Consider the following 25244-nt stretch of genomic DNA (forward strand, 5'->3'; position numbering starts at 1 on the left):
AAATCCCCGGCCGCCTGATGGCGACCGGGAATTCTTACGTTCGGAGCTCAGGGCACGACGGTCGACCCGATCGTCGGCATGAACTGGCACTGCTTCTCGGTGGTGGTGACCTGGCCGAAGATCGTCGACATGATGCTGCCCGACCCGGTGTCGACGATCGCGGTCAACGTCGTCGGCCCATCGGGGTTGATGTCCGAACGCGGCTTGAGCGTGGCGCTGCCCGACTTGCCGGTGGTGAGGTTCACCCACGTCACGTTCAGCGGCAGCTTCTGCTCGGCGGCCGGCCCGGGCGTGCCCACCGCGGTGAACACGTAGGCGGTCTGGCCCGGTCCAGGTCCCGGCAGCGGGATCTTCGCCGGTCCGGCCACCGAGATCGCCGTGGCCAACACGTTTCCGCCGTCCTTGAGGCAGCCGTTGCTGATCGACGGATACATGAAGTCCTGCGTGGGCGGACTGTCGGGGGCGAACCCCGGCGGACCGGGGGTGCCCGCCGGAGCCGCACCGGGCGCCGGCGCCGGAGCGGGTGCAGACTGCACCGCCACCGGAGCCGGAGCGCCGGGAACGGCCTCAGGAGCAGCGGGAACCGGAGCCGCGGCCGGGGCCGGAGCGGGTCCCGGCGGACCAGGCATCGTCGCCGCCGCAGGCATGTGCGGCATCTCGAGCGGGGTCGCGGCCTCCGGCGCCGGCCCGACGGCGTACGCCGGATTGATCCCCGCCGGAATGTGCGCCTCGAGCCCTGGACCCGCGCCCGGCGCCGGGACGTGCGCCGCCGGATCCGCCACGAAGGAGTTGACCGCCGAGGCCACGTCGCGCGACGGCGTCGGCGCCGCCGTGTCGCCGACGAACGCGGCCGCGGCCGCCATCAGCATCGATGCGGCGTTGTTCGGATCGGCCGCGGCCTGCTGGATCACCGGACCCAGACTTTCCATCGCCGGCAGTCCGGGTGCCTGCTGCGCGTCGATGGGCAGCGTGGGCGCCGGTTGGGCCTGCGCCGGCGCACTGCTGAACAGCAGTACGACCGACGACCCGGCCGCAACCGTGGTCCTCAACAACGTCTGAGCCGAAGCCATGTCACTCCTCGAGTGGTAGTGCGCGGTGATTCAGGGTCAGGGCAGAGCGGAGACGGGGAACAGCGTTCCCATCGGCAGGCTCGGGGCCGGCCCCGCAGTCGCGGCGGGCAGCACCGGCAGTGCCGGGCTGGTCGCCGAACCCGCCGCGGGCAACAGGTTGGTCAGCGCTGAGCCCGCGGGCATCAGGGCCGCCAACGGGTTGGCGGCCGCGGCCCCCGGCATGCCGGGCAGCGTCGACGGGCTGCCCACCGGGGAGGTGACCGCCGGCGCCTGCGGCAGCGTGATGGACGCGGTGGCACCGGGCGCGGGCGCCGGAGCCGTGACGGCCGCCGGGCTGACACCGGTCGCCGCGCCGGCCGGGGCGAGCGCGCTGGCCAGGTTCTGCAGCAGCGCCGGCGCGTTGCCGAGCTGGTCCAGGAATGGGATGGCCGGGACCGGCGGAGTCGGAGCGGGCTGGGCCGCGGCGGTGGTGCTGAGCGCCACGGCGAGCGGAACCGCTCCCGCTGCGGCGATCATGCTGGTAGCGAGCATTTTTCTGCGAAGCTTCATGGATCTCCCAATCCTTGGAGGGCACGTCTACGCCCGAAGCTACGCAGTTACTGGTGTTACTCAAGTGACATGTGTGGCATTTATGGAGTCGTTACGGAAGTGAGTGACGACGGAGACCGGAGCGCGCGGCTCAGTAGAGTCGGGCGAATCGACACCTCACCCGACGCCCCGGCACGTGCGCCGGGAGCCGTGCGCCGACTGTCCGTGGCCGCCCCGCTGCTGCTCATCGTGAGTATCGCGGCCCGGCTGGCCTGGACCTACCTGGTGCCCAACGGCGCGAACTTCGTCGACCTGCACGTCTACGTCGGCGGCGCCGAGGCACTCAACAATCCGGGGTCGCTCTACGACTACGTCTACGCCGAGCAGACGCCGGACTTCCCGCTGCCGTTCACCTATCCGCCGTTCGCGGCGGTGCTCTTCTATCCGCTGAGCTTGGTGCCGTTCGGCGTGTTGGCCTTCTGCTGGCAGATCGGCATCATCGCCGCGCTCTATGGCGTGGTGCGGCTCAGCCAGCGGCTGCTCGGCGCATCCGGCGACCGCCGCGTGGCGATGGTGTGGACGGCCGTCGGCATCTGGCTCGAACCGCTGCGCAGCACCTTCGACTACGGGCAGGTGAACGTGGTGCTGGTGCTGGCCGTCCTGTGGGCGGTCCTCAGCTCGCGCTGGTGGCTGTCGGGTCTGCTGGTGGGACTGGCTGCCGGGGTGAAGCTGACACCCGCGGTGGCGGGGTTGTACTTCCTGGGCGCCCGCCGGTGGGGCGCCGCGGTGTTCTCGGCGATCGTCTTCCTGGCCACCGTCGGGGTCTCGGTGCTGGCGGTCGGTCCGGCGGGGCGACGGTACTTCACCGATCTGCTCGGCGACGCCGACCGGGTGGGCCCGATCGGGACGTCGTTCAACCAGTCCTGGCGCGGCGGCGTGTCGCGCATCCTCGGCCACGACGCCGGCTACGGACCCGTGGTGGTGATCGGCATTCTCGTGACCGCGGCGCTGGCGATTCTGGCTTGGCGTGCGATCGGCGGCAGCGCCGACCGGCTTGGCGCCATCCTGATCGTGCAGCTGTTCGGGCTGCTGCTCTCGCCGATCTCCTGGACGCACCACTGGGTCTGGCTGCTGCCGTTGCTGATCTGGTTGTGGCACGGCCCGTTCCGGGACCGCCAGGGCGCCGCCGCGCTGCGGTGGACGTGGCTCGTCCTCACCGTGGTCGGGGTGCCATGGCTGCTGAGCTTCGCGCAGCCCACCATCTGGGAGATCGGGCGCCCCTGGTACCTGGCCTGGGCCGGGCTGATCTACCCCGTCGCGACGCTGGCGACGCTCGGCTGGATCGCCGCTACCGGCCGACGATCCCGTCGATCTCCCGAGCCATCTGCAGATCCTTCTCGGTGATCCCGCCCTCGGAATGCGTGACGAGCGCGAATGTCACTGTGCGCCAACGGATGTCGATGTCAGGGTGATGGTCGCTGCGCTCGGCCTGTTCGGCCACCCGCTGCACCGCTTCGATACCGTCGAGGAAGGCGGGGAACTCGACCGACCGGCGCAGCGCGCCGTCGGAGCGCTCCCAGCCGTCGAGATCGGGCAGTGCGGCGTCGACTTGTTCGTCAGATAACACGGCCATGGTCTCGACGGTATACCGTCACCGACGATGTCTGTCCGAATCGTCGTTGCCGGTGCGCTGATCGAGGATTCAGCGCTGCTCGTGGCCCAGCGGGACCGGCCGCCGGAACTGGCCGGGCTCTGGGAACTGCCCGGCGGCAAGGCGATGCCCGGTGAACCCGACGCCGACGCGCTGGTGCGCGAACTGCACGAGGAGCTCGGCATCGAGGTGACCGTCGGAGAACGCCTCGAACCCGACATCCCGCTGGCCGAGAATGTGGTGCTGCGCGCGTATCTGGTGACGCGCACCGGGGGAGAGGTGAAGCCGATCGACCACCGGCAGTTGCGGTGGGCGACGGCCGGCGAACTCGACGGCCTGGCGTGGGTGCCGGCGGACCGCGCGTGGCTGCCGGCGCTCAGTCGCCGCCTTTGAGAGCGCCGTGAAGTTGGGAACGCGAGCGCACCGACAGTTTCCGGTAGACGCGGGACAGTGTCATCTCCACGGTCTTCACCGCGAGGAACAGCTCGGCGGCGATCTCCCGGTTGGACAGGCCGTCGGCGGCCAACCGCGCCACGCGTGCTTCGGTCGGGGTGAGTTGACCCCCGTACCTCGAGCCGTACTGCAGGCGCTGCAACTCCGTGAGCGCGCGCTGCGCCCAGAGTTCACTGCCCAGGTCGGTGAACACGCGCACCGCCGCGGTCAGGTTCTCGGTCGCAGCGCTTCGCTGTCGGTGGCGCCGCTGAATCTGGCCGAGCAGCAGCAGTGTGCGGGCGCGTTCGGCCGGCATGGGGAGCCGCTCGTGATGGTCCAGCGCCTGCTCCGCTGCGCGCTGCGCGCCGTCGAGATCTCCCTGAGCCCAACGGAGGTGCGCGCGCCCACGCGCGCCGGCGCCCGACATCCACGGGCGGTCGTGCCGCTCGCCGTTCGTCTCCAACGCCGAGATCAGCGCTTCGGCCCGCTGATGATCGTTCGTCGCGATCAGAGCCTCGACGGCGTCCGGGAGGAACCCGCCGACGACGATCTCGGTGCCGTGATCGGCGTCGAAATCGGCCAGCAGCGGCTGCAATTCGGCGACGGCGGCGCGGTGCCGGCCCTGCGCCACGTCGACGGCGGCCAGCCACGTGATCGCCGCGTTGAGGTAGTGCAGATGCCCACTCGCCCGTGCGGCCGCGATGCCGGCACGTGCGGCGCCGCGCGCCTCGTCCGCCCGACCGCGGTGCGCGGCAACAGCCGCCTGACAGATCAGCGCTGTGATACGGCTGTGGCGGACGCCGACCTCCTCGGCGCGGGCCCGAACCCGGTCGGCGGCTTCCGCTGCATCGTCGTAGCGACCCAGCCACAGCTCGATCATCGTCATGAAGTCGGCCGCCCAGATCGCGTCGACGTCGTTGCCGCGCTCGGCGCAGCGCTGTTCCACCGCCGCCATCTCGGTGTGCGCCTGCACCAGTTCACCGCTCCAGGCCCGCAGAGCGGCTTGCACCGCCGTGGCCTGCAGCGTCACCGGCGCGAGCACGTCGTGATTCTCGGCGTCGGCCGCCAGTTGCAAGGTGTCGCGGTCGAGGCCGTATCCGTGCATGAAACTGACATGGCACCACAGCGCCGCCGCCTGGCTGAGGACGGTCGGATCGTCGAGCGGCGTCGCATTCTCATATGCCGCGCGCGCGTGCGCGACGGAGGCGGTCATGTCCCCGGTGAGGCCCACGGCCAGCGCGAGCAGCAGTTGGCTCTGCACCAACAGCGGCGGATGGTCGGCGGCGTTCGCCACGGCTTCGGTGAGGGCCGCGACTGCATCGCCGATGCTGTCGCCGTACCCGTGCACGGCCCCGCGCAGCATCAATGCCACGGCGCGCAGCACGCCGGCCTGCAGGTCGGGGAGCAGGCGATCGAGACGGAGGCCCGCGTCGGCGTGCGCACCGGACCGGAACAGCTGTTCGGCGGCGCGCAGTTCTCGGACGGGATCGCTGCCACCCAACGCGATGGCCATGTCGAGCAGTTCCGCCGCGACACTGGGCGCGCCGCGCGCGGACGCCGCATCCGCCGCCGAATCGAGGGCGCGCAGCGTCGCCTCGTCGGGCGCCGCGGTCCCCAGACACAGATGGCGGGCCCGCACCTCCGGCACCCGGGCGAACTCCGCGAGCCTGCGATGAGTGGCGCGCCGCCGATCGGCATCGGCGCGTGTGTACACCCCGTGTGCCAGCAGAGGATGGGCGAATTGCACTCGCAATCCGTCCAATCGGACGACACCTCGAGCTTCCGCCGGCGCCAGCGCCGCCGCGACATCCTCTCCGCTGACGCCCAACGCCGCGGCCACCTGCTCTACCGTCGGCGCGGCCGAGCAGGCGGCCGTCAGCAGCGCATCCGCGGTCTCGGACGGTAGCCCATCGAGGCGATCGTCGATGAGGCAGGACAGCGAATCAGGAAGCCCGACAATGTAATCCGGTGCCGTGGCGATCACCGGGCGCGCGAGTTCCAGCGCGTAGAACGGATTACCGCCCGCGATCCGGTGGATGTGGGCCACGACCGAGCGCGGAAGCGTATGCCCCGTCCGGGATTCGATGACGGACCGCAGTGCGGCCGCATCCATCGGTCCGACCTCGATGTGCGCCAACAACTCCGGCCGTGGCAGCTGCAGCCAGTCCACCGAAGCGACCGTATCGCCGGTGCGGACCGTCGCGAGGACGCCGATCCGGCCGGCCAGCCGCCGCGCCGTGAACGCCACCACGGTGCGGCTCGGTGAATCGAGCCACTGCGCATCGTCGATGGCGATGAGGACCGGCTCGGTCCGCGCCAGCGCCTCGACCACGCCCCGGAAGGTCGCCGCGACCACGTACTGGTCGGTGGCGCCGGCCCGGTCCCCGTCGCGGAGCAGCACCCGATCCAACGCCAACCGCTGGATCGGCGGAAGTTCGGCGAGCGCCTCTTCGCTCACCCCGGCGAGCAGATCGGCGACTGCGGCGTAGCCCCGGACCGCCTCCGCGGCCGTGCCCCGCGACGCCAACACCAGAAACCCGGCATCGCGTGCGCGATCGACGGCAGTCGACCACAGCGTCGTCTTGCCGATTCCTGCTTCGCCGCCGACCACGAGCGCCGCGGGCCCCGCCGACGCTCGCGCGAGAAACTGCTCGAGCGCCCCCGGGAGCGCGGCCTCCCCGACCCCCACCACGTCGTCATCATGGCACCGGGCGACGACCCGCGTCGTCGATCAGGCTTTACGTGCGCGCTTGAAGACCTTGTCGAGATCTTTACCCCGAATGCCCTGGTGTTCGGCCTTGAGCACCTTGTGTAGGACGAGTGGGCAACGTTTGCACCGCGGCTTGCTGCGGCAGCACTTCTTCTTCGCCTTGATCTTGGCGTAGTCGGTGGTCTTCACGTCGGGTGGCGGTGTTCTCCGTCGGCGTTCGGGGGCGCTAACACTGTGCCACGTCGGCGGCGGTGAGCGACCTCTCGGAGTGTGGCGTACGTTGCTGCATTTCGCGATCGGTCAACTGCACTGCAACACTTACGGACGTGGATTTTCAAAACGACTTTCGCAACGTGGCCATTGTGGCCCACGTCGATCACGGTAAGACGACCCTGGTCGATGCGATGCTGCGGCAGTCCGGTGCGCTGACCCATCGGGGTGACGACGCCGTCGAGCGGCTCATGGACTCCGGTGACCTGGAAAAAGAAAAGGGCATCACGATCCTGGCCAAGAACACGGCCGTGCACCGCCACCACCCCGACGGCCGCAAGACCGTCATCAACGTGATCGACACCCCCGGCCACGCCGACTTCGGCGGCGAGGTGGAGCGCGGGCTGTCGATGGTCGACGGTGTGGTCCTTCTCGTCGACGCGTCCGAGGGGCCGCTGCCCCAGACCCGCTTCGTGCTGCGCAAGGCTCTCGCCGCGCATCTGCCGGTGATCCTGGTGGTCAACAAGACCGACCGTCCGGACGCCCGGATCGCCGAGGTCGTCTCCGAGAGCCATGATCTGCTGCTCGACGTCGCCTCCGACCTCGACGACGAGGCGCAGGCAGCCGCCGAGAAGGCACTCGACCTGCCGACGCTGTACGCGTCGGGTCGCGCGGGCATCGCCAGTACCGAGCAGCCCGCCAACGGGGAGAACCCCGACGGCGAGAACCTCGACCCGCTCTTCGACGTGCTCCTGGAGCACATCCCGCCGCCCACCGGCGACCCCGACGCCCCGCTGCAGGCGCTGGTGACGAACCTCGACGCGTCGGCGTTCCTGGGCCGGCTCGCCCTCATCCGCATCTACAACGGACGGCTGCGCAAGGGCCAGCAGGTGGCGTGGATGCGTGAGGTCGACGGCGTGCCGGTGGTGACGAATGCCAAGATCACCGAACTGTTGGCCACCGTCGGCGTCGAGCGCAACCCGACCGACGAGGCCGTCGCCGGTGACATCGTCGCGGTGGCGGGTCTACCGGAGATCATGATCGGCGACACCCTCGCCGACCCCGAGCACGCGCATGCCCTGCCGCGCATCACCGTCGACGAGCCGGCCATTTCGGTGACCATCGGCACCAACACCTCCCCGCTGGCCGGCAAGGTGTCCGGCCACAAGCTGACCGCCCGCATGGTCCGCGACCGGTTGGACCGCGAGCTGATCGGCAACGTGTCGATCAAGGTCGTCGACATCGGCCGCCCGGATGCCTGGGAGGTCCAGGGCCGCGGTGAGCTCGCGCTGGCCGTGCTCGTCGAGCAGATGCGCCGCGAAGGCTTCGAGCTGACGGTCGGCAAGCCGCAGGTCGTCACCCGCACGATCGACGGCAAGCTGCACGAACCCTTCGAGGCCATGACCATCGACTGTCCCGAGGAGTTCGTCGGGGCCATCACTCAGCTGATGGCGGCGCGCAAGGGTCGTATGGAGGAGATGACCAACCACGCCGCCGGATGGGTGCGGATGGACTTCATCGTGCCCAGCCGCGGGCTCATCGGGTTCCGCACCGACTTCCTGACGCTGACCCGCGGCACCGGTATCGCCAACGCGGTGTTCGACGGATACCGCCCCTGGGCCGGCGAGATCCGGGCCCGGCACACCGGCTCTCTGGTGTCCGACCGCACCGGATCGGTGACGCCGTTCGCCATGATCCAGCTCTCCGACCGCGGTCAGTTCTTCGTCGAACCCGGCCAGGACACCTACGAGGGTCAGGTCGTCGGGATCAACCCGCGCGCCGAGGACCTCGACGTGAACGTGACCCGCGAGAAGAAGCTCACCAACATGCGGTCCTCGACCGCGGACGTCATGGAGACGCTGGCCCGGCCGCTGGAGCTGGGGCTGGAGCAGGCGATGGAGTTCTGCGCCGAGGACGAATGCGTGGAGGTCACCCCGGAGATCGTGCGGGTCCGCAAGGTCGAGTTGGACGCGACGCTGCGCGGCCGCGCCCGCTCACGGGCGAAGGCGCGTGGATAACGGCCGATAGGCTGAACCACGTGCCGATCCGTTCCCGCCGCGCCGCCGTGCTGGTCGGGGCGCTCCTCTCGGTCCCGGCGCTGGTGCTGAGCGGCTGTACGGTCAGCCCGCCGCCCGCCCCGCAGAGCACTGAGACCACGGAGTCCACGCCGCCGCCTCCGGTCAAAGCGACGCAGATCATTGTGGCGATCGACTCGATCGGTCCGGGTTTCAACCCGCACCTGCTGTCGGATCAGTCGCCGGTGAACGCCGCCATCGCTGCGCTGGTGCTGCCCAGTTCGTTCCGTCCGGTGCCGGATCCGGCGTCGCCGACGGGATCGCGCTGGGAGCTCGATCCGACGCTGCTCACCTCCGCCGAGGTGACCGACGAGAATCCGTTCACGGTCACCTATACGATCCGGCCCGAGGCGCAGTGGACGGACAACGCACCGATCGGCGCCGACGACTACTGGTACCTGTGGCGGCAGATGGTCAGCCAGCCCGGCGTGGTGGATCCCGCCGGCTACGACCTGATCACGGGCGTGCAGTCGGTGGAGGGCGCCAAACAGGTCGTCGTTACCTTCGCGCAGCCGTATCCGGCCTGGCGGGAGCTGTTCAACAACATCCTGCCCGCCCACATCGTCAAGGACGTGCCTGGCGGATTCGGGGCGGGTCTGGCGCAGGCGATGCCTGTGACCGGCGGGCAGTTCCGGGTGGAGAGCATCGACCCGCAGCGCGACGAGATCCTGCTGGCCCGCAACGACCGCTACTGGAGCGTGCCCGCCACACCGGATCTGGTGCTGTTCCGCCGCGGCGGCGCGCCCGCGGCGCTGGCCGACTCGATCCGCAACGGCGACACCCAGGTCGCCCAGGTGCACGGCGGTGCGGCGACGTTCGCCCAGCTCAGCGCCATCCCGGATGTGCGGACAGCCCGGATCGTGACGCCGAGGGTGCTGCAGGTGACGTTGCGCGGTCAGTTACCCAAACTGTCGGACACCTCGGTCCGCAAGGCGATCCTGGGACTGCTCGACGTGGATCTGCTGGCGTCGGTGGGCGCGGGGGACGACAACACCGTCACCCTCGCGCAGGCGCAGGTGCGGTCACCGTCGGACCCCGGATACGTCCCGACCGCACCGCCGGCCATCGGCACCGAGGCGGCGCTCGCGCTACTCGCCGAGGCCGGATACCGGCCGGCGGAGAGTCCGGCGCCCGAAACCGGGTCCAGCCGCGGGCCGATCAGCAAGGACGGTGTGCCACTGACGCTGGTGCTCGGAGTCGCCGCGAACGACCCCACCTCGGTGGCCGTCGCCAACACCGCCGCCGACCAGTTGCGCAACGTGGGTATCGACGCCTCGGTGCTGGCGCTGGACCCGGTGACGCTCTACGGCGAGGCGCTCGTCGAGAACCGGGTCGACGCCGTCGTCGGCTGGCATCACGCCGGGGGAGACCTCGCGACCGCGCTGGCTTCCCGGTACGGCTGCCCGGCGCTGGAGGCCACCCCGGTCGCGACCGCGCCGGCCAGTCCGTCGCCCGACGGCGAGCCGACAACCAGCACGTCAGTCACGCCCACCCCGGCCAGCCCCACGCTTCCGCCGCCCCCGACCACCACCCCGCCGAGCGCGACCGCCGAACCGGACTCGGGGGCGCTCGTGCAGGCGCCGAGCAACATCACCGGTATCTGCGACCGCAGCATCCAGCCCAAGATCGACGCCGCGCTGGACGGCACGGAGCCGATCGGCGAGGTGATCGACGCGGTCGAACCGCGGCTGTGGAACATGGCGACGGTGCTGCCGATCCTGCAGGACACCACGATCGTCGCCGCAGGCCCCAGCGTCCGAAACGTCAATCTCTCCGGTGCGGTGCCGGTCGGGATCGTCGGGGACGCCGGCGGCTGGGTGAAGTCGCCCCAGTGATCACAACCCGGTGAAGCCAGTACGCCGCGACAGCTCCGATCATGAAGACGATCAGCAGCCACCAGGGCGGCCGCGCCAACTCCCACACGAAGAACGCGGCCCACAGCGGCGCGCGTTGCGTGATCGCCAGGACGCCGGCTGCGCACAGCAATGACACCGCGGGGACATTGACGGACTGCTCGGTCCATGTGTTGATCGCCAGCGCGATGAGCGAACCCGCTGCGGCCCCGGTCGCCAACGCCGGGGTCAGCAGGCCGCCGACGGCTCCGGCCCTCAGATAGACCGCAGTCAGCAGCGGCTTGAGCAACAGGATCGCGGCGGCGGATCCCAGGCCGATCCCGCTGTCCATGCTGACCTCGAGGACGCTCTTGCCGTTGCCGGGCAGTTCCGGCCACCACAGGGAGCAGATCCCCACGAGCAGTCCGGCTGCCGCGACGCCCGGGATGACGGTCCACGACGTCACCGCGCGTGCGGGCCGGGCAGAGGTCATCAGCCGGTGGAACGCCGCGCCGACGGCGACCGCAAGCGGGGCGAGTAGCACGGCGAGGACCGTCAGCAGCGCCGACAGCGACGGATCGGGCCAGTCCAGCGGTGTCTCGAGCCGCGTGACGGGGGCCGCCACCGCCACGGCGAGGCTCGAGGTGATCAGCGCGGTCCCCAGCGCCCGCGGCTGCCAGGTGTTCAACATGATCTTCGAGGCGAACAGCGCACCGCCCAACGGAACGCTGTACACGGCCGCAAGCCCGGCGCCCGCGGCGCACGCCAGCAGGATTTCACGGTCGCGCGGGGTGAGGGCGAGGCGGGAGGTGGCGGCGTCGCCTCCCGCGGCCGCGAGCTGGCGCGGGGCGCCCTCCCGGCCGAGTGACGCGCCGGATCCGACGACCAGCACCTGGAGGAGGGCGTCGATCGACATCGCCAACCGTGGGATCGGGCGGTGCTCCGCGATGGTCCCGGCCAGTTCCGGCACCTCCGTGCGTCGGCGCAGCAGCCACCAGCCGAGACCGGCGAGCGCACCACCGATCGTCGGTGCGAGTGCGCGCCGGACGGGACTACTGCCGGTGACGCCGTCGAGCAGCGTCCCGAAGGTGTACGCGTAGGAAAGGTGTTCGACGGCGTGCAGGAGCAGGGTGGTCGCCATGCCGGCGAGGCCGGCGAGCAGGCCGATCAGAAGGACGGCGCAGGAGAACTCCAGGTTTCTCCGGCTCATCTGCGCCTAGCGGCCGACCCCGCTGGTGGGTGCGTCGTTTGCGTCGTCGTCGTTCGAGCCGCTGTCGTCGGTGCCGGCACCGGTATCGGTGTCCGTGTCGGTGCCGCGGGTCGGCTGCTGGACGGCGGGGGGCCGCTCGACGCGCTGTTCGTTGTCGTCCTGCCCGGTGAGGCGCTTGACAGTGTCGCCGAGCTGTTCGAACACGTCGCGGATCTGCTGCCGGATGCCACCGGTCGTATCGGATTCGAAGGCCGGTGAGCCCGGTGTGCCCGGTGCCGGCGCCGATGTGGACGGTGCCGAATCGGCCGGTCCGCGATCCTGCTGCACTGTCGGGCGCTGCGGGGCGGCGGCCGTCGCTGTCTGACGTGCCGCGGTGCTGGGCGAGCTCGACGACCCGCGATCGAGGGAGGAGCGGTCCTGCGCGGCAGAGATAGAGGTGTCCGTGGAGGTACCGCCGGTGACGCCGGACTTCCGCTCGTCGGTGCCCGTCCTGACGGGTGTGTTGGCGTTGGAGTTCAACGCGTCGAGGATCGGCTGCAGGATGGTGTTCTGGAACGCTGCGTCGATCCGCTCGTCGCCGGTGATGACGGCTTGTCCGCCGAACGGCGCGTTGATGAGGCGGCGCAGCGCCTCAACCGGCGTCAACTCGCCGCTGATCACCTGCTCGGTGAGCGCGAGGATGAGCGCCGGCGTCATGGTCACCTGCTGGACCAGCGTGCCCGCGGCCTCGTTGATGCCGCTGCTGAGGTTGGCCAGCGTGCGCATGACCACCACGGCGCTCTCCGTGGGGTCGGTGAGCGTCTCCGGCGTGGCGAGGCGCATGGCCGCCTCATGATCTTGGACACCCGGCGAGTCTTCCGTGGCCGGCGGGGCCTCCGCGGCCCGCTGCAGCGCCTCGGCGAGGACCTGGGGGCTGACCGAGGTCGGGTTCTCGGCGAGATCGGCCAGCAGCGCATCGAGCGTGGCGACAGCGGTCGGCCAGCCCGGACGCATCGCGCCGATCGATTCGAGGAAGACCGGGTCGAGGATGTCGAGGGGCTGTCCGCCGGGCGCCATATCGGATACGGAGACGCGGATGTCGGAGGGAGCCGCCACCAATGGGTTGGCCACCACCGTCGCGGCACCGGCCAGCACGACACCTGTCACCAGGAACGGGCTGATGGTGCGGAGCATGATGCCTTTCCCCTCGAGGCTTTGAATCGCTTAACTTTAGCCTAATAGGAGCCTGAGAAGCTATGGGTTTCGTGCTGATGTGCAGGCCGCGGTGCGCGACTCCTTGCAAATGCCAAGACGCAGCGACCGCCCGCCTTCCGAGTGACGTGATCTTGACCTGCGATTTACCTGTAATTCGGCTCACACTGCAAACTTCGGCACGCTCGCGCCGTGCACGCGGCGTCGAGCCCTACGCCGAGCGGTTTGCTACTGCAAGGTCAGGATTCGGCCTGGATGTCGTTTCACCGGCAGGGTCTGCGTCGTTCACCGGGGGTTCGGATTCGACCCAAGCGAATTTGAAAGCTGAGTGCAGCCTGAGAACCAACGCCTACACGCTGTCAGTGCGCTCTCAACACAGATCACAGCATCATCACACGCATCACGATCGGAACGCTCTGAACTGTGGTTTCACCCCTGAACCCCTTCTGGGGCCGATGGGCCAGCAATCTTCAGGTCTCTCAGAAACTCGTTGCGTCAGGAAGGTTGCGATAGTTTCGATTGCAAGTAACTCGGTGATCCGCACCGGAAAGTAGGTGCGTCCGAAGGAGGCCCGGTGCTACGTTGCTGGTGCTCATCAAGCAGCTCTCATCCGTAAGGGGGATGAACTACATGTCCAACTCAACCAAGCGTCCGCTCATCGCGACCGCTGCCGCCATCGGTGGTGCCGGCCTCGTTCTCGGCGCTCCCGCCGCGGCGCTCATCGCGGCTCCGGCCGCTCAGGCCGCTCCGGTCACCGTCCAGGCGCCCGAGCAGTTCGGCGACCTCCTCGGTGGTCTGTCGTTCTTCGGTGACGCCTTCGGCTCGCCGCTGGCGCTGCTGACCCCGATCACCTCGATCACCAACAGCTTCCTCGACATCTTCGGGGCCATCCCGATCGTCAATATCTTCATCGGCAACGGTGCGGATGGCCTGCCCGGCCAGAACGGTGGCAACGGCGGCCTGTTCATCGGCAACGGTGGCAACGGCGGCAACGCGCTGTACAACCCGGCCACGAAGAGCTGGACGCCCGGCGGCAACGGCGGCAACGGCGGCTTCTTCTTCGGTGACGGCGGCAACGGCGGCAACGGCGGCTTCGGCGGCTACGACATCGCCACCGGCGATGCGGTCGATCCCAGCGCTGGCGGCAACGGTGGCAACGCCTCGTTCCTGTTCGGCAACGGTGGCAACGGTGGTGTCGGTGGTGCGGGTCGTGACGGCCTGGACGCCGAGAACCCGCGCCCGGATCTGCTGAACCCGGTCGAGGGCGTCTCCGACGGCATCGACGGCCCGGCCCTGACCGGTGCTGACGGCACCGACGGTGGCGCGGCCGGCGGCAACGGCGGCAACGGTGGCTCCGGCAACCTGCTGGTCAACGGTGGCGCCGGCGGCAACGGCGGCGACGCCCTCGCCGGTGGTGGCAACGGTGGCAACGGTGGCGCTGGCGCTGTCGGCGCCGGTGTGGCTGGTGTTGCGGCCGGTACCGGTGGCAACGGCGGCAATGGCGCCGACTCGACCGCTGTGGCCGGTGACGGCACCGCGGGTGCCGCTGGTGGCGCCGGTGGTAGCGGTGGCTTCCTGTTCGGCTTCGGCGGCAACGGCGGCGCTGGCGGCAAGGGTGGCGTCGGCGGCGACGGCGCCAACGGCGGCAACGGCGGCAACGGTGGTGTTGGCGGCGCCAACATCCTCGATGGCGACGGTGGCGTCGGCGGCAACGGCGGCAACGGCGGCGCCGGCACCGACGGCGGCAAGGGTGGCGCCGGTGGTACCGGTGGCGCGGCCGGCTCCGGCGGCTTCATCCCGTTCCTGACCGGTGGCGGCGTGGCCGGCAACGGTGGCGACGGTGGCGCAGGCGGTAAGGGTGGCAACGCGGGTGTCGCCGGTAAGGGCGGCGCGGGCGGCATCGCCACCGGCACCGGCGATCCGGGCACCCCGGGCACCGACGGCACCCCCGGCACCGCCGGTAAGGGTGGCGCAGGTGGCGCCGGTGGCGCCGCGGGCGGCCCCGGTGGCACCGCTGGTAAGGCTGGCGCGACTGGTGCCGACGGCATCGGTGCGGCTCCTGCCGACGATGACGACGACGACGCCTGATCGTCTGAGTCACACGATGTAAGTTCCCGGGGGTGGCGGTAACCCCGTCACCCCTGGGACTCATCGAAAGCTCTTCAGAACACCGGGTCCATCCGTGGGCCCGGTGTTCTGCTGTCTAGGCAGTCGTTAAGCTCGATCCGCGTCGACGAAAAATATTGGGGGAGTGCAGTGCACCAGGGGCCGACCACCGGAAGCGATACGAACGTCCTGGGGGGCACCGTGGGTCAGAACCCGGCCGCCCACACCTCGCTACCGGTCAAGGACATGGGCCGGCTGCTGCTGCGCTGTGAGGATCGCCCCGGTCTGGTGGCGGCCGTCAGCGCCTTCCTCGCCGGCGCGGGCGCCAACATCGTTTCGCTGGATCAGCATTCCACCCAGCAGACCGGCGGAACCTTCATGCAGCGCACCATCTTTCACCTCCCAGGCCTGGCCGCGGCCCGCGACGACCTGGAGCGGTCGTTCGTCAAAGAGGTCGCCACGAAGTTCGACATCGACTTCCGGTTGACCGAGGCCGCCAAGCCCAAGCGCGTCGCGATCCTCGCGTCCAAAGAAGACCACTGCCTCCTGGATCTGCTGTGGCGCAACCGCCGAGGAGAACTGGAGATGTCGGTGGCGATGGTGATCGCCAACCACGCCGACCTGGCCGATCAGGTGCGTCCATTCGGGGTGCCGTTCATTCACATCCCGGCGCGCAAGGAGATTCGCGAAGAGGCCGAGAGTCGGATGCTCGATCTCCTCCGTGGCAATGTCGATCTGGTGGTGCTGGCCCGGTACATGCAGATCATCACGTCGAACTTCCTCGACGAGGTCGGATGCCCGCTGATCAACATCCACCACTCGTTCCTGCCGGCCTTCATCGGCGCGGCACCGTACCGGCGCGCGAAGGAACGGGGCGTCAAACTCGTTGGTGCCACGGCGCATTACGTGACCGCCGATCTCGACGAGGGTCCGATCATCGAACAGGACGTGGTGCGGGTGGATCACCGGCACGGCGTCGAGGACCTCGTGCGCCTCGGTGCGGACGTCGAACGCGCGGTGCTGTCCCGCGCGGTGTCCTGGCACTGTGAGGACCGGATCATCCGGCACGGGAACCAGACGATCGTCTTCTAGCGGTCAGACGTTCTTTCGGTAGACCAGCCACCGCATCTCGATCGGGCACTCCTCACGGGGGACGTCGAAGACATCCCGACCGGTGGTCCAGTCCACGTACCAGCTTGTCGGCGGCCAGGCGTCCGATGGCAGATTCGCCTTCTCGTAGTCGTAGACCGAGTCGTTGGAGACCAACTCCAGCGGATAACCGGCCACCGCCGCGTTGATCTCATCCCACGTGAAGATGCTCGTGTACATCTGCTGTCCCAGTTCACGTTCCGCGCGGTCCGGGGTGTGACCGGGCTTGGCCAGGAACGTGTTGAACACCAGGCGTCCGCCCGGAGCCAGGCAGTGCGCGGCGAGGTGGAACAGCGCGCGTACATGTTGAGCCGACCGGAAGTCCGACACCACCTCCGACAACAGAGTCATCTGGTAGTCCTGGCGGAGATCGTCGAGCGTCTCGAAGACGTCACGTTGGATCACCCGGACGTCGAGGATCTGCGCCTCGGCCTCGGCGCGGATCATGTCGGCGAATTTCGGTGTCAGCTCGACGACGTCGACCGGATGCCCTCGGCGGGCCAGCGCGAGCGCGTTCCGTCCGGTGCCCGCTCCGATGTCGAGCACGTGATGCGTTGTGGGATCAGCGGCTTCACCCGCGAGCGCCACGATGCGGGCATCCGGATGGTTGCCGAACAGGGGCGGTTGACGGGTGCTGATCCAGTTCTCGTAGGCACCCTCGACTGTCCACCACTGACCGTTGACGTTGTAGTTGAGCCCGGTGCCGACCGGAGAGTTGAAGGTGATCACGATGTTCGACCTCGGCGACACCGCGAACGCCCGATCCAACTGACCCTGCAGCACGACCCTGAGATGGTCTTTCTGCTCAGGGGTGAACGGGGATCCCGTCGCGGCGAACAGGTCCTCGCACATCGTGACGTAGTCGTCGATCATCCCCGGTGCGGCCGGCAGGCTGATCTCACCGGTGGAGACCGAGCGGCGTAACAGCCGACGAGCCATCGCTTCGCGCAACTGCGCCTGAGTGGTCGGCCCGGGGGTATGCGTGTTCATCACCCCTTCTTCTACCGGACCGGCAGCGGGATAGCCAGCGTTCAGCCGTGCTGGAAGCGGGAATTCGCAGTTCGCGGCCGATATTCGAAGGTTCGATCATGATGCTTGCGCGGTAGCATGGCCCTATGCAGACCATGCTCTCCGCTCAGCAGGCCGAACAGCGCGAATTCTGGCGGCAGCTGTGCCCCGGCATGTCGATCGAGGGTGACGGATTCGCAGCACCCGCGGCCGTCGGCGACCCCGCCGATCTGGTTCCGGTTCTCAACCGTGAGGGCTACGTCCAGGTGGCCGACGCCCTTCCGGAGGCCCGGATCGCACCCGTCCGCAACGCGGTGTCAACACTGTTCCAGTGCGGTATCCCGCTGCCCTTCGCGTTCGTCTACGACGAGTTGTGGCTTGCGTTCCAGAGTCTTTCGCGTTTCCTGTCCACCGCCCTCGGCGAGGACTACCGAGCGCTTCCCGACTTCTGGGTGTGGCACGTCAAGCCCAACGAGGATTCGGCCGGTTGGGGGCCGCACCGCGACCGCGTGCAGCCGACGATCTACGACGACAACTCACCGCAGACCCTGACGGTGTGGCTGCCGTTCACCGATGCCACGCCACTCAACGGCTGCATGTACGTGCTCCCCGCGCACCGGGATCCGCGGTTCATCGAACGGCGTTGGGACGGCGAGGGTAACAACGTCGTGCACAACCCGCAGGACATCCGCGCGCTTCCTGCCACCGGGGGCAGCATGCTGGCCTGGAATCAGGCCGTCCTGCACTGGGGCGGACGCGGCAGCCGCCTCGGCGCGGCCCCGCGGATCAGCGCCGCCTTCGAATTCCAGCGCGGCGACTGCGCGCCCTTCAATCAGCCACTGCTCGACCCGTACCGCGTCCCCACGTTCGCCGAGCGACTCGGGCTGATCGGCAAGCAGGCCCTGCAGTATCGCCACATGTATCCGCTGACCGACGACGTTGCGGCCGTGGCCACTTCGCTCTACCAGCGGTTCATGCCGGGAGTGTCGCTCAGCCTTTGACCGGCACGCCGAGCGCAGGCTCACGCCTGCTTGCGGTACACCAGCCAACGCATGTCGATCGGGCACAGCTCGCGGGGCAGAGCGAAGACGTCCAATCCGCTCACCCATTCCGGATACCAGCCGGTGGGAGGCCACCCGCCCTCGGGCAGGTTCGCCTTCTCGTAGTCGAACACCGAGTCGTCGGAGACCTGCTCGAGCGGTAAACCCTCTGCGGCCGCGGCCATTTCGGGGTACGTGAAGATGCGCGTGTACATCTGCTCACCGAGCTGGATGACCGCCTCGTCCGGCGTGTAGTTGTGTGCGGCCATGAAGGCGTTGAACACCATTCGCCCGCCCGGGGCGAGGCAGTCGTCGGCGAGCTGGAACAAGGTCCGCAGCTGCTCAGTGGTGCGGAACTCGGGCACCACCTCCGACAGGATGATCAGGTCGTAGTCGTCGTCGAGATCCTCGGTGGAGGTGGCGAACACGTCGCGCTGGATGAGGCCTACCCGCAGTCGTTCGCGGGACGCCTCCTTGCGGATCATGTCGACGAACTTCTCGTTCACCTCGACGACGTCGACGGGGTGTCCGCGGCGGGCGAGGGCGAGCGCGTTGCGGCCGGTACCCGCGCCGATGTCGAGGATCGAGAACTGTCGTGGATTCGCCGCCTCGTTGGCCAGATCCCACACCCGGGCATCGGGTTGGGTTCCGAACAGCGGAGGTTGGCGGGTGGCGATCCAGTCGTCGTACGTCTCGGCGATCGTCTTCGCGCGCGGCTGGATGTGATAGTTCAGCACGCTCCCGACGGGGGTGTGCCAGGTGATGATGATGTCCGAGCGCTGGGTGGCCTGATAGGCCGCGACCAGCTGGCTCTCGAGCGCGCTCCGCAAATGATCGAGCTGCTCGGGAGTGAACGGCGAGCCGACCGTGGCAAATACCTTGCTGCACATCTGGACGTACTCGTCGAGCATCCCGGGGACGGCGGGAATGATGATCTCCCCGCGCGCTTCACCGCGGCGGAGCAGCCTGCGGACCATCGCTTCGCGGAGCGGGCTCGAATTCTCAGACGAGACAGGGGAATTCGTCACCGCACTCTTTCTATCGTCACTGGTCGATGTAAGCAAGCCGAGCGGCTCGCCTGACCGCTCACCATAGCGTGTCCGCGTAACGGGGTAACAGACCTTGGAGCAAACAGATTCCCCGGCCCGGGAAAGCGGAGACGCGGCCCGCGCGACGTTGTCCGTGACGGTTATCATCACCTCATGCCGGATTCCAATGAAGCAGACCGCACCGAGACCGCCGCATCGACCGGGGGCAGGGACAAGTTGTCCTCCTCCTCTTCTTCGGCGGTGGGCAGAACCCCCGTCGCGGTGGAGCGACCGGCCCCGAAGTGGTTGGCGCCGGCGGCCCTGGCGCTGGCCGTCATCGCCGTCGCCCTGTCGGCCTGGTCCCTGCTGAGCAAGGACTCGTCCTCGTCGGCCTCGGACACCACTCTGCCGGGAGACCCCAAGCAGCGCGTCTGCACCGCCTTCGACACCGTCGCCAAGGCCGTGCAGCTGCAGACCAACAACAACCTCGGCCCGGATCCGGTCCCGCAGGCCGCGGTGGCGGGCAATGCCCGCCTCGCCCTGATCGGTGGCGGCCAGTACCTGGTCAACAGCGTCGACTCCGAGGTGCCGGGCGACTTGGCCGAGGCCGCCCGTAAGTTCGGCAACACCATCCAGGACATCGGCGTCAACGCGCTGGCCAACGTGCCGAACAGTGACCCGCAGCAGACCGCGCGGCTCCGCGAGGGCGACGCCACGCGTCAGCAGATCGTCGAACTCTGCAAGTGAGGTTGACGTGCCCTCGCCGGTCCCGCCGGTGAGGGCACGCCCGCGTCTGCTCTTGGTCCACGCGCACCCGGACGACGAAACGCTGACCACCGGCGGCACCATCGCGCACTACGTCGCCCGCGGCGCCGACGTCCGCGTGGTGACCTGCACCCTCGGCGAGGAGGGGGAGGTGATCGGCGAGCGGTACGCGCAGCTCGCCGTCGACCACGCCGATCAGCTCGGCGGATACCGGATCCTCGAGCTCACCCGGGCCCTCGAGGCGCTCGGCGTGGACGAACCCCGCTTCCTCGGCGGCCCCGGCCATTGGCGCGACTCCGGTATGGCCGGCACTCCGCCACGGGGCCATCCGCGCTTCGCCGACGCCGATCTGACCGACGCGGCGGGCGTGCTGGCCACCGTCATCGACGAATTCCGTCCGCATGTGGTGGTGACCTACGACCCCGACGGCGGATACGGCCACCCCGACCACATCCAGGCCCACCGCGTCACCACGGCGGCTGTCACCGCCGCGCGGTGGCAGGTTCCGCGATTCTTCTGGACCGTCTCGTCGACGTCGGCCATGACCGCAGGCCTCCGCCACCTGGGTGAGGTGCCCGCCGGGTGGACCCGGATCACCATCGACGAGGTGCCGTTCGGCTTCCCCGACGACCGGATCGACGTCGTCATCGACGTCGGTGACAGCCTCGGCGCCAAGCTCGCTGCGATGCGTGCACACGCCACCCAGATCTCGGTGGCGCCGGACGGGCGGTCCTTCGCACTGTCCAACGGCATCGCGATGCCGGTCCTGGCCGAAGAGCACTATCTGCTGGTCTCCGGCGAACCCGGCCCCCGCCACGACCTCCTCGCCGGACTGGACCTGGCTCAGCCCCGGCAGCAGGGGTAGGCTCCCGTCATCCAGCGACGCCGAAGGGACTCTGATGGACCCGGACCTCGACCCCAATCTGCAGCACTGGCAGGACCGCTTCGACAACTACCAGTGGGTGGTGGGCTCGCTGGTCGGCCTGCTCGACAGCATCCCGACCTGACCCGCGGTCCTGTTCCCGCGCTGGTCCTCGCGCTCCTGGCGGTCGACGGAGTCGTCGTCGCGGTGCTGGGCGCGCTGTTCCTGCCGTTGCGGATCGGCGCCATCCCGTTCCCGCTGACCGCCTTGCTCGCCGGCGCCACGAACGCGGCACTGGTGTGGGTGGCGCTCAAATGGACCGATTCCGGGCGCCTCGCGGCGCTTCCGCTGTGGGCCTGGCTGGCGACGGTGGCGGTGCTGACCCTCGGCGGACCGGGTGGCGACATCGTCTTCGGCGGCGCCGGCGTGATGGCCTACAGCGCCCTGTTCTACCTCGTGCTCGGCGCCGGACCGGCGGCCTGGCTGCTGTGGTGGCGCTGATGGGCGGGTCCACCCCCGCGGCCCGACGTGGGACTACTGTGGCCGGTATGCCGTTGGCCGTGATTCCAGGATGTGAGACACGCGGATGATTATCGCGGACGTGGGGGTTCTTCGGGAGTGGCTCTGAACCCCCAGCACGGCTCTGATCAGCCCAGCGCGGCCGCACTGCGCCGAGTGTTGCGGCGCGCCCGCGACGGTGTCGCCCTCAACGTCGACGAGGCGGCGATCGCGATGGCCGCCCGCGGCGACGACCTCGCCGGTCTGTGTGCCAGCGCCGCCCGGGTGCGCGACGCCGGATTGTCCGCCACCGAGCGCCGGGGCCCGAACGGCCGGCTGCCGGTCAGCTATTCGCGCAAGGTGTTCATCCCCGTCACGCATCTGTGTCGCGACACCTGTCACTACTGCACGTTCGTCACCGTGCCCGGCGTGCTGCGCAAACAGGGCAAGGGCATGTACATGGAGCCCGACGAGATCCTCGACGTTGCCCGCCGCGGTGCCGAACTCGGTTGCAAAGAGGCGCTTTTCACTCTCGGCGATCGTCCGGAGGCCCGCTGGGACGAGGCGCGTCAGTGGCTCGACGAACGCGGTTACGACTCCACGCTGGATTACGTACGCGCGATGGCGATCCGGGTGCTCGAGGAGACCGGGCTGCTGCCGCATCTGAACCCCGGCGTGATGAGCTGGTCGGAACTCTCGCGTCTGAAGCCGGTGGCGCCGTCGATGGGCATGATGCTCGAGACCACCTCCCGGCGACTGTTCGAGACCAAGGGTCTGGCGCACTACGGCAGCCCCGACAAGGATCCCGCCGTCCGGTTGCGCACGCTGGACGACGCCGGTCGGCTGTCGATCCCGTTCACCACCGGTCTGCTCGTCGGGATCGGGGAGACGCTCACCGAGCGGGCCGAGACGATGCACGCGATCCGCCGGTCGCACAAGGAGTTCGGCCACGTCCAGGAAGTGATCGTGCAGAACTTCCGGGCCAAGGATCACACCGCGATGGCCGAGGTGCCCGACACCGGGATCGACGACTTCCTGGCGACGGTCGCGGTGACCCGGCTGGTGCTGGGGCCCAAGATGCGGGTGCAGGCGCCGCCGAACCTGGTGTCACGCGAGGAGTGCCTGGCGCTGATCGGCGCAGGCGTCGACGACTGGGGTGGCGTGTCGCCGCTGACCCCGGACCACGTCAACCCCGAACGGCCCTGGCCGGCGCTGGACGAGTTGGCCGACGTCACCGCCGAGGCGGGCTACGACCTGGTGCAGCGCCTGACCGCCCAGCCGCAGTACGTCCAGGCCGGTGCCGCGTGGATCGATCCGCGGGTGCGCGGTCACGTCGATGCGCTGGCCGGGCCCGACGGGCTGGCGCTCGACGTCAACCCGCAGGGCAGGCCGTGGCAGGAACCCGACGAGGCGCTGCAGTCGCTGGGCCGCACCGACCTGCACTCGGCGATCGACAGCGAGGGCCGGCTCACCGAGACACGCAGCGACCTCGGCAGCGCGTTCGGCGACTGGGAGTCGATCCGCGAGAAGGTCGAGGAGCTGGCCGCCCGGGCGCCCGAGCGCATCGACACCGACGTGCTCGCCGCGTTGCGAGCGGCCGAACGCGATCCCGCGGGCTTGTCCGACGACGCGTACCTGGCTTTGGCCACCGCGGACGGCCCGGCCCTCGATGCCGTTGCGGCCCTGGCGGATTCGCTCCGGCGTGATGTGGTGGGCGATGACGTGACATACGTCGTGAACCGCAACATCAACTTCACGAACATCTGCTACACCGGCTGCCGGTTCTGTGCGTTCGCGCAGCGCAAGGGTGACGCTGACGCGTACTCGCTGTCCGCCGAGGAGGTGGCGGACCGCGCGTGGGAGGCCCACGTGGTGGGGGCGACCGAGGTCTGCATGCAGGGCGGCATCGATCCCGAACTGCCGGTGACCGGGTACGCGGATCTGGTGCGCGCGGTCAAGGAGCGGGTGCCGTCGATGCATGTGCACGCGTTCTCGCCGATGGAGATCGCCAACGGCGTCACCAAGAGCGGGTTGTCGATCCGCGAGTGGCTGATCGCGCTGCGCGAGGCGGGGCTGGGATCGATTCCGGGCACCGCGGCGGAGATCCTCGACGACGAGGTCCGCTGGATCCTGACCAAGGGCAAGCTGCCGACGTCGATGTGGATCGAGGTGGTCAGCACCGCGCACGAGGTGGGACTGCGGTCGAGTTCGACGATGATGTACGGCCACGTCGACCAGCCACGGCACTGGGTGGGCCACCTGCGGGTCCTGCGCGAGATTCAGGACCGCACAGGCGGTTTCACCGAGTTCGTACCGCTGCCGTTCGTGCACCAATCCTCGCCGCTGTACCTCGCCGGCGGGGCCCGGCCCGGGCCGACGCACCGCGACAACCGCGCGGTGCACGCGCTCGCGCGGATCATGCTCCACGGACGTATCGACCACATCCAGACCAGCTGGGTGAAGCTCGGCGTCGAGCGGACGCAGGTGATGCTGCAGGGTGGCGCCAACGACCTCGGCGGCACGCTGATGGAGGAGACGATCTCCCGGATGGCCGGCTCGGAGAACGGATCGGCCAAGAGCGTGTCGGAACTGGTGTCGATCGCCGCGGGTATCGGCCGGCCGGCGCGCCAGCGCACGACGACCTACGCGCCGCTGGCGGCGTAGCGCGAAGGGGCGGTCAGGACGCGAGCTCCCACCAGCCCAGGAACGACGCGCCGTTGTGTTGGATGTAATCGATCTGCACCGTGTCCGACGTACGGCCCCCTTTGAACTGCCCAGCGCCGTAGTGCTCGAGTTGCAGGTTCAAGTTCTCCGTTGCCGCGGTCGTCGCCGCGTCGACCGCCGATTGCGGCAGACATTCCGTCAGGTAGTTGCCCGCTTGATGTGTCTGAAGGATCTCCACGAGCGCTTCGGTGCGGCACGCGATCGGCGTCGAGTCGTGGCGCTCGCGATAGGCCTCGTCTGAGATGATGCTGTCCAGCAGCCGCGCGATGTACGCGCCCGTCTTCTTCTCGTCGCAGTAGCCGACCTTGATCGAGGCGCACGCGGCATACGCCATCCAGTGACTCTGTTGTGGCAGCCCGTAGTCCGCGTCGAGCAGTTTCTCCATTGTGGTCCTGATGCGGGGAACCTGTCGGGAGGACTGCATCAGCGCGAACAACGCCTCGCCCGTGTAGTACGCGCTCCGGAACGGATGGACGGCCCCGGTCGAGAAGGTGCGCTTGTGGATGAAATCATCGCCCTCGAGCTGGCTGACCAGGTAATTCTCCAGACCTGTCAGCGTTGTCTCCGGCCCTCCCTGATACAGCGCCACGAGTGGCTCCTGGTGGAGTGTCCCCTCCAGAACTGCGTATTCGCGGATCATCAGCGCCGAGAGCCCGACGCCTCCGAGCTTGACGACGTCGTCCGACGTCAAACACAGTCTCCGGGCCGGCTCTCCGGCCCACGTCGGTTCCTTGGTCAGCGCCTGGATGAATCCGAGCGCGGAACGGAGGCGTTGCTTCTCGTCTGCGCTCAGTTCGATCCCGAGAATGCGTATCGCCTTGCACATGAACCACACGGTGCCGCAGTGACGCAGGAGGTTGTAGCCGCTCAGCGCCTCCTCCGGATGCATGAACCTGTGCGCGTACACGAACCTGCCGGACCCGTCGAGCAGCGACAACAGGTGGGCGACGCACGCCCTGACGAGTTCTTCCGCATTCGACGTGTCGATCGTCGTCGTTGGGCCCGGCAAGATGTCTCCCTATCGGTCACGCCGCCCGCGGCCGACGGGTCGACGGCTGCGTCTGAGCAGTCGAGCAATCCTATTTGGGCGGTCCTCGGAGTGCGGGCGCGACCCTGGAGGGAACGCCCGCCGGGAATGGAATCGGACTGCAGTCC

General features: G+C 69.1%; 21 protein-coding genes. 11 read left to right on the forward strand and 10 right to left on the reverse strand.

Translation table 11 applies throughout. The features are described from left to right. Nucleotides 1-47 precede the first annotated feature (47 nt). Together A5757_RS16035 and A5757_RS16040 are read right to left on the reverse strand one after the other, a co-directional pair. Nucleotides 48-1070: a hypothetical protein gene (locus A5757_RS16035; protein WP_066835811.1), complete on the reverse strand. Its 1023-nt coding sequence runs from the start codon at nt 1068-1070 to the stop codon at nt 48-50. A 36-nt stretch (nt 1071-1106) separates the two neighbouring features. Next, on the reverse strand, nt 1107-1619 hold the full coding sequence (locus A5757_RS16040; RefSeq protein WP_066835813.1) for a hypothetical protein: 513 nt from the start codon (nt 1617-1619) through the stop codon (nt 1107-1109). 69 nt (nt 1620-1688) lie between these two features. On the opposite strand from A5757_RS16040, the gene A5757_RS16045 reads away from it, so the two are divergent. After that, nucleotides 1689-3002, forward strand: a complete 1314-nt coding sequence (locus A5757_RS16045; protein ID WP_066835815.1) for a mannosyltransferase — start codon at nt 1689-1691, stop codon at nt 3000-3002. On the opposite strand, the gene A5757_RS16050 is transcribed toward A5757_RS16045, so the two are convergent. Then, nucleotides 2947-3231 carry a 4a-hydroxytetrahydrobiopterin dehydratase gene (locus tag A5757_RS16050; protein WP_066835817.1) on the reverse strand — a complete coding sequence of 95 codons (285 nt, stop codon included), beginning with the start codon at nt 3229-3231 and terminating at the stop codon, nt 2947-2949. The two genes, A5757_RS16045 and A5757_RS16050, sit on opposite strands and share 56 nt — an antisense overlap. 27 nt (nt 3232-3258) lie before the next feature. On the opposite strand from A5757_RS16050, the gene A5757_RS16055 reads away from it, so the two are divergent. Continuing rightward, complete coding sequence (locus tag A5757_RS16055) at nt 3259-3642, forward strand: (deoxy)nucleoside triphosphate pyrophosphohydrolase (protein ID WP_066835819.1); 384 nt, start codon at nt 3259-3261, stop codon at nt 3640-3642. Here the strand turns inward: A5757_RS16055 and A5757_RS16060 are convergent. Further along, nucleotides 3626-6373 (reverse strand): LuxR C-terminal-related transcriptional regulator, encoded by a 2748-nt coding sequence (locus A5757_RS16060; protein WP_066835821.1) that lies wholly within the window; start codon nt 6371-6373, stop codon nt 3626-3628. The genes A5757_RS16055 and A5757_RS16060 overlap by 17 nt on opposite strands. Nucleotides 6374-6412: 39 nt before the next feature. Then, the gene (locus tag A5757_RS23450) at nt 6413-6580 is read right to left on the reverse strand and encodes a hypothetical protein (protein WP_197497355.1); all 168 of its coding nucleotides are present in this window, start codon (nt 6578-6580) and stop codon (nt 6413-6415) included. Between the two features lie 137 nt (nt 6581-6717). Between A5757_RS23450 and typA the strand changes: the two genes are divergently transcribed. Next, nucleotides 6718-8619: a translational GTPase TypA gene (gene typA / locus A5757_RS16065; protein WP_066835823.1), complete on the forward strand. Its 1902-nt coding sequence runs from the start codon at nt 6718-6720 to the stop codon at nt 8617-8619. A 20-nt stretch (nt 8620-8639) separates the two neighbouring features. Next, nucleotides 8640-10511, forward strand: a complete 1872-nt coding sequence (locus tag A5757_RS16070) for an ABC transporter family substrate-binding protein (protein ID WP_066835825.1) — start codon at nt 8640-8642, stop codon at nt 10509-10511. Here A5757_RS16070 and A5757_RS16075 read toward each other — a convergent pair. Together A5757_RS16075 and A5757_RS16080 are read right to left on the reverse strand one after the other, a co-directional pair. Next, nucleotides 10441-11718: a chloride channel protein gene (locus tag A5757_RS16075; protein ID WP_082929490.1), complete on the reverse strand. Its 1278-nt coding sequence runs from the start codon at nt 11716-11718 to the stop codon at nt 10441-10443. The genes A5757_RS16070 and A5757_RS16075 overlap by 71 nt on opposite strands. A gap of 6 nt (nt 11719-11724) precedes the next feature. Continuing rightward, on the reverse strand, nt 11725-12891 hold the full coding sequence (locus A5757_RS16080; protein WP_066835828.1) for a hypothetical protein: 1167 nt from the start codon (nt 12889-12891) through the stop codon (nt 11725-11727). 648 nt (nt 12892-13539) lie between these two features. Between A5757_RS16080 and A5757_RS23960 the strand changes: the two genes are divergently transcribed. Together A5757_RS23960 and purU are read left to right on the forward strand one after the other, a co-directional pair. After that, nucleotides 13540-14997: a hypothetical protein gene (locus A5757_RS23960; protein WP_066835918.1), complete on the forward strand. Its 1458-nt coding sequence runs from the start codon at nt 13540-13542 to the stop codon at nt 14995-14997. 264 nt (nt 14998-15261) lie between these two features. After that, entirely contained in the window at nt 15262-16107 is an 846-nt protein-coding gene (gene purU / locus A5757_RS16090; RefSeq protein WP_066835919.1) for a formyltetrahydrofolate deformylase, read from the forward strand. Nucleotides 16108-16110: 3 nt separating this feature from the next. On the opposite strand, the gene A5757_RS16095 is transcribed toward purU, so the two are convergent. Further along, on the reverse strand, nt 16111-17154 hold the full coding sequence (locus tag A5757_RS16095; protein WP_066835830.1) for a bifunctional 2-polyprenyl-6-hydroxyphenol methylase/3-demethylubiquinol 3-O-methyltransferase UbiG: 1044 nt from the start codon (nt 17152-17154) through the stop codon (nt 16111-16113). 125 nt (nt 17155-17279) lie between these two features. On the opposite strand from A5757_RS16095, the gene A5757_RS16100 reads away from it, so the two are divergent. Beyond that, a complete protein-coding gene (locus A5757_RS16100) occupies nt 17280-18173 on the forward strand; it encodes a phytanoyl-CoA dioxygenase family protein (protein WP_231984011.1) in 894 nt (297 codons plus the stop codon). Between the two features lie 20 nt (nt 18174-18193). Here the strand turns inward: A5757_RS16100 and A5757_RS16105 are convergent, their stop codons facing one another. Then, nucleotides 18194-19240 (reverse strand): bifunctional 2-polyprenyl-6-hydroxyphenol methylase/3-demethylubiquinol 3-O-methyltransferase UbiG, encoded by a 1047-nt coding sequence (locus tag A5757_RS16105; RefSeq protein WP_066835832.1) that lies wholly within the window; start codon nt 19238-19240, stop codon nt 18194-18196. 174 nt (nt 19241-19414) lie between these two features. Here A5757_RS16105 and A5757_RS16110 point away from each other — a divergent pair, with 174 nt between their 5' ends. The 4 genes from A5757_RS16110 to A5757_RS16125 all read left to right on the forward strand — a co-directional run bounded on the left by A5757_RS16110 (nt 19415) and on the right by A5757_RS16125 (nt 24029). Then, nucleotides 19415-19987 (forward strand): hypothetical protein, encoded by a 573-nt coding sequence (locus tag A5757_RS16110; protein WP_066835834.1) that lies wholly within the window; start codon nt 19415-19417, stop codon nt 19985-19987. A 28-nt stretch (nt 19988-20015) separates the two neighbouring features. Next, entirely contained in the window at nt 20016-20870 is an 855-nt protein-coding gene (gene mshB / locus A5757_RS16115) for an N-acetyl-1-D-myo-inositol-2-amino-2-deoxy-alpha-D-glucopyranoside deacetylase (protein WP_082929503.1), read from the forward strand. Between the two features lie 138 nt (nt 20871-21008). Beyond that, nucleotides 21009-21368, forward strand: a complete 360-nt coding sequence (locus tag A5757_RS16120) for a hypothetical protein (RefSeq protein WP_231984016.1) — start codon at nt 21009-21011, stop codon at nt 21366-21368. Between the two features lie 117 nt (nt 21369-21485). After that, nucleotides 21486-24029 (forward strand): bifunctional FO biosynthesis protein CofGH, encoded by a 2544-nt coding sequence (locus tag A5757_RS16125; RefSeq protein WP_066835848.1) that lies wholly within the window; start codon nt 21486-21488, stop codon nt 24027-24029. A gap of 13 nt (nt 24030-24042) precedes the next feature. Here the strand turns inward: A5757_RS16125 and A5757_RS16130 are convergent, their stop codons facing one another. Next, complete coding sequence (locus tag A5757_RS16130; protein ID WP_066835849.1) at nt 24043-25098, reverse strand: hypothetical protein; 1056 nt, start codon at nt 25096-25098, stop codon at nt 24043-24045. Between the last annotated feature and the right edge of the window lie 146 nt (nt 25099-25244).

The sequence above is a fragment of the Mycobacterium sp. 852013-51886_SCH5428379 genome (assembly GCF_001665575.1).
Lineage (GTDB): Bacteria > Actinomycetota > Actinomycetes > Mycobacteriales > Mycobacteriaceae > Mycobacterium.

What these genes read in the sequence shown, in the direction of transcription:
- A5757_RS16040 (WP_066835813.1), bottom strand. Translation starts at nt 1,619, where the DNA reads ATGAAGCTTCGCAGAAAAATGCTCGCTACCAGCATGATCGCCGCAGCG.
- A5757_RS16035 (WP_066835811.1), bottom strand. Translation starts at nt 1,070, where the DNA reads ATGGCTTCGGCTCAGACGTTGTTGAGGACCACGGTTGCGGCCGGGTCG.
- A5757_RS16045 (WP_066835815.1), top strand. Translation starts at nt 1,689, where the DNA reads ATGTGTGGCATTTATGGAGTCGTTACGGAAGTGAGTGACGACGGAGAC.
- A5757_RS16080 (WP_066835828.1), bottom strand. Translation starts at nt 12,891, where the DNA reads ATGCTCCGCACCATCAGCCCGTTCCTGGTGACAGGTGTCGTGCTGGCC.
- A5757_RS16100 (WP_231984011.1), top strand. Translation starts at nt 17,280, where the DNA reads ATGCAGACCATGCTCTCCGCTCAGCAGGCCGAACAGCGCGAATTCTGG.
- A5757_RS16055 (WP_066835819.1), top strand. Translation starts at nt 3,259, where the DNA reads ATGTCTGTCCGAATCGTCGTTGCCGGTGCGCTGATCGAGGATTCAGCG.
- A5757_RS16095 (WP_066835830.1), bottom strand. Translation starts at nt 17,154, where the DNA reads ATGAACACGCATACCCCCGGGCCGACCACTCAGGCGCAGTTGCGCGAA.
- A5757_RS23960 (WP_066835918.1), top strand. Translation starts at nt 13,540, where the DNA reads ATGTCCAACTCAACCAAGCGTCCGCTCATCGCGACCGCTGCCGCCATC.
- A5757_RS16110 (WP_066835834.1), top strand. Translation starts at nt 19,415, where the DNA reads ATGCCGGATTCCAATGAAGCAGACCGCACCGAGACCGCCGCATCGACC.
- purU (WP_066835919.1), top strand. Translation starts at nt 15,262, where the DNA reads ATGGGCCGGCTGCTGCTGCGCTGTGAGGATCGCCCCGGTCTGGTGGCG.
- A5757_RS16075 (WP_082929490.1), bottom strand. Translation starts at nt 11,718, where the DNA reads ATGAGCCGGAGAAACCTGGAGTTCTCCTGCGCCGTCCTTCTGATCGGC.
- A5757_RS16050 (WP_066835817.1), bottom strand. Translation starts at nt 3,231, where the DNA reads ATGGCCGTGTTATCTGACGAACAAGTCGACGCCGCACTGCCCGATCTC.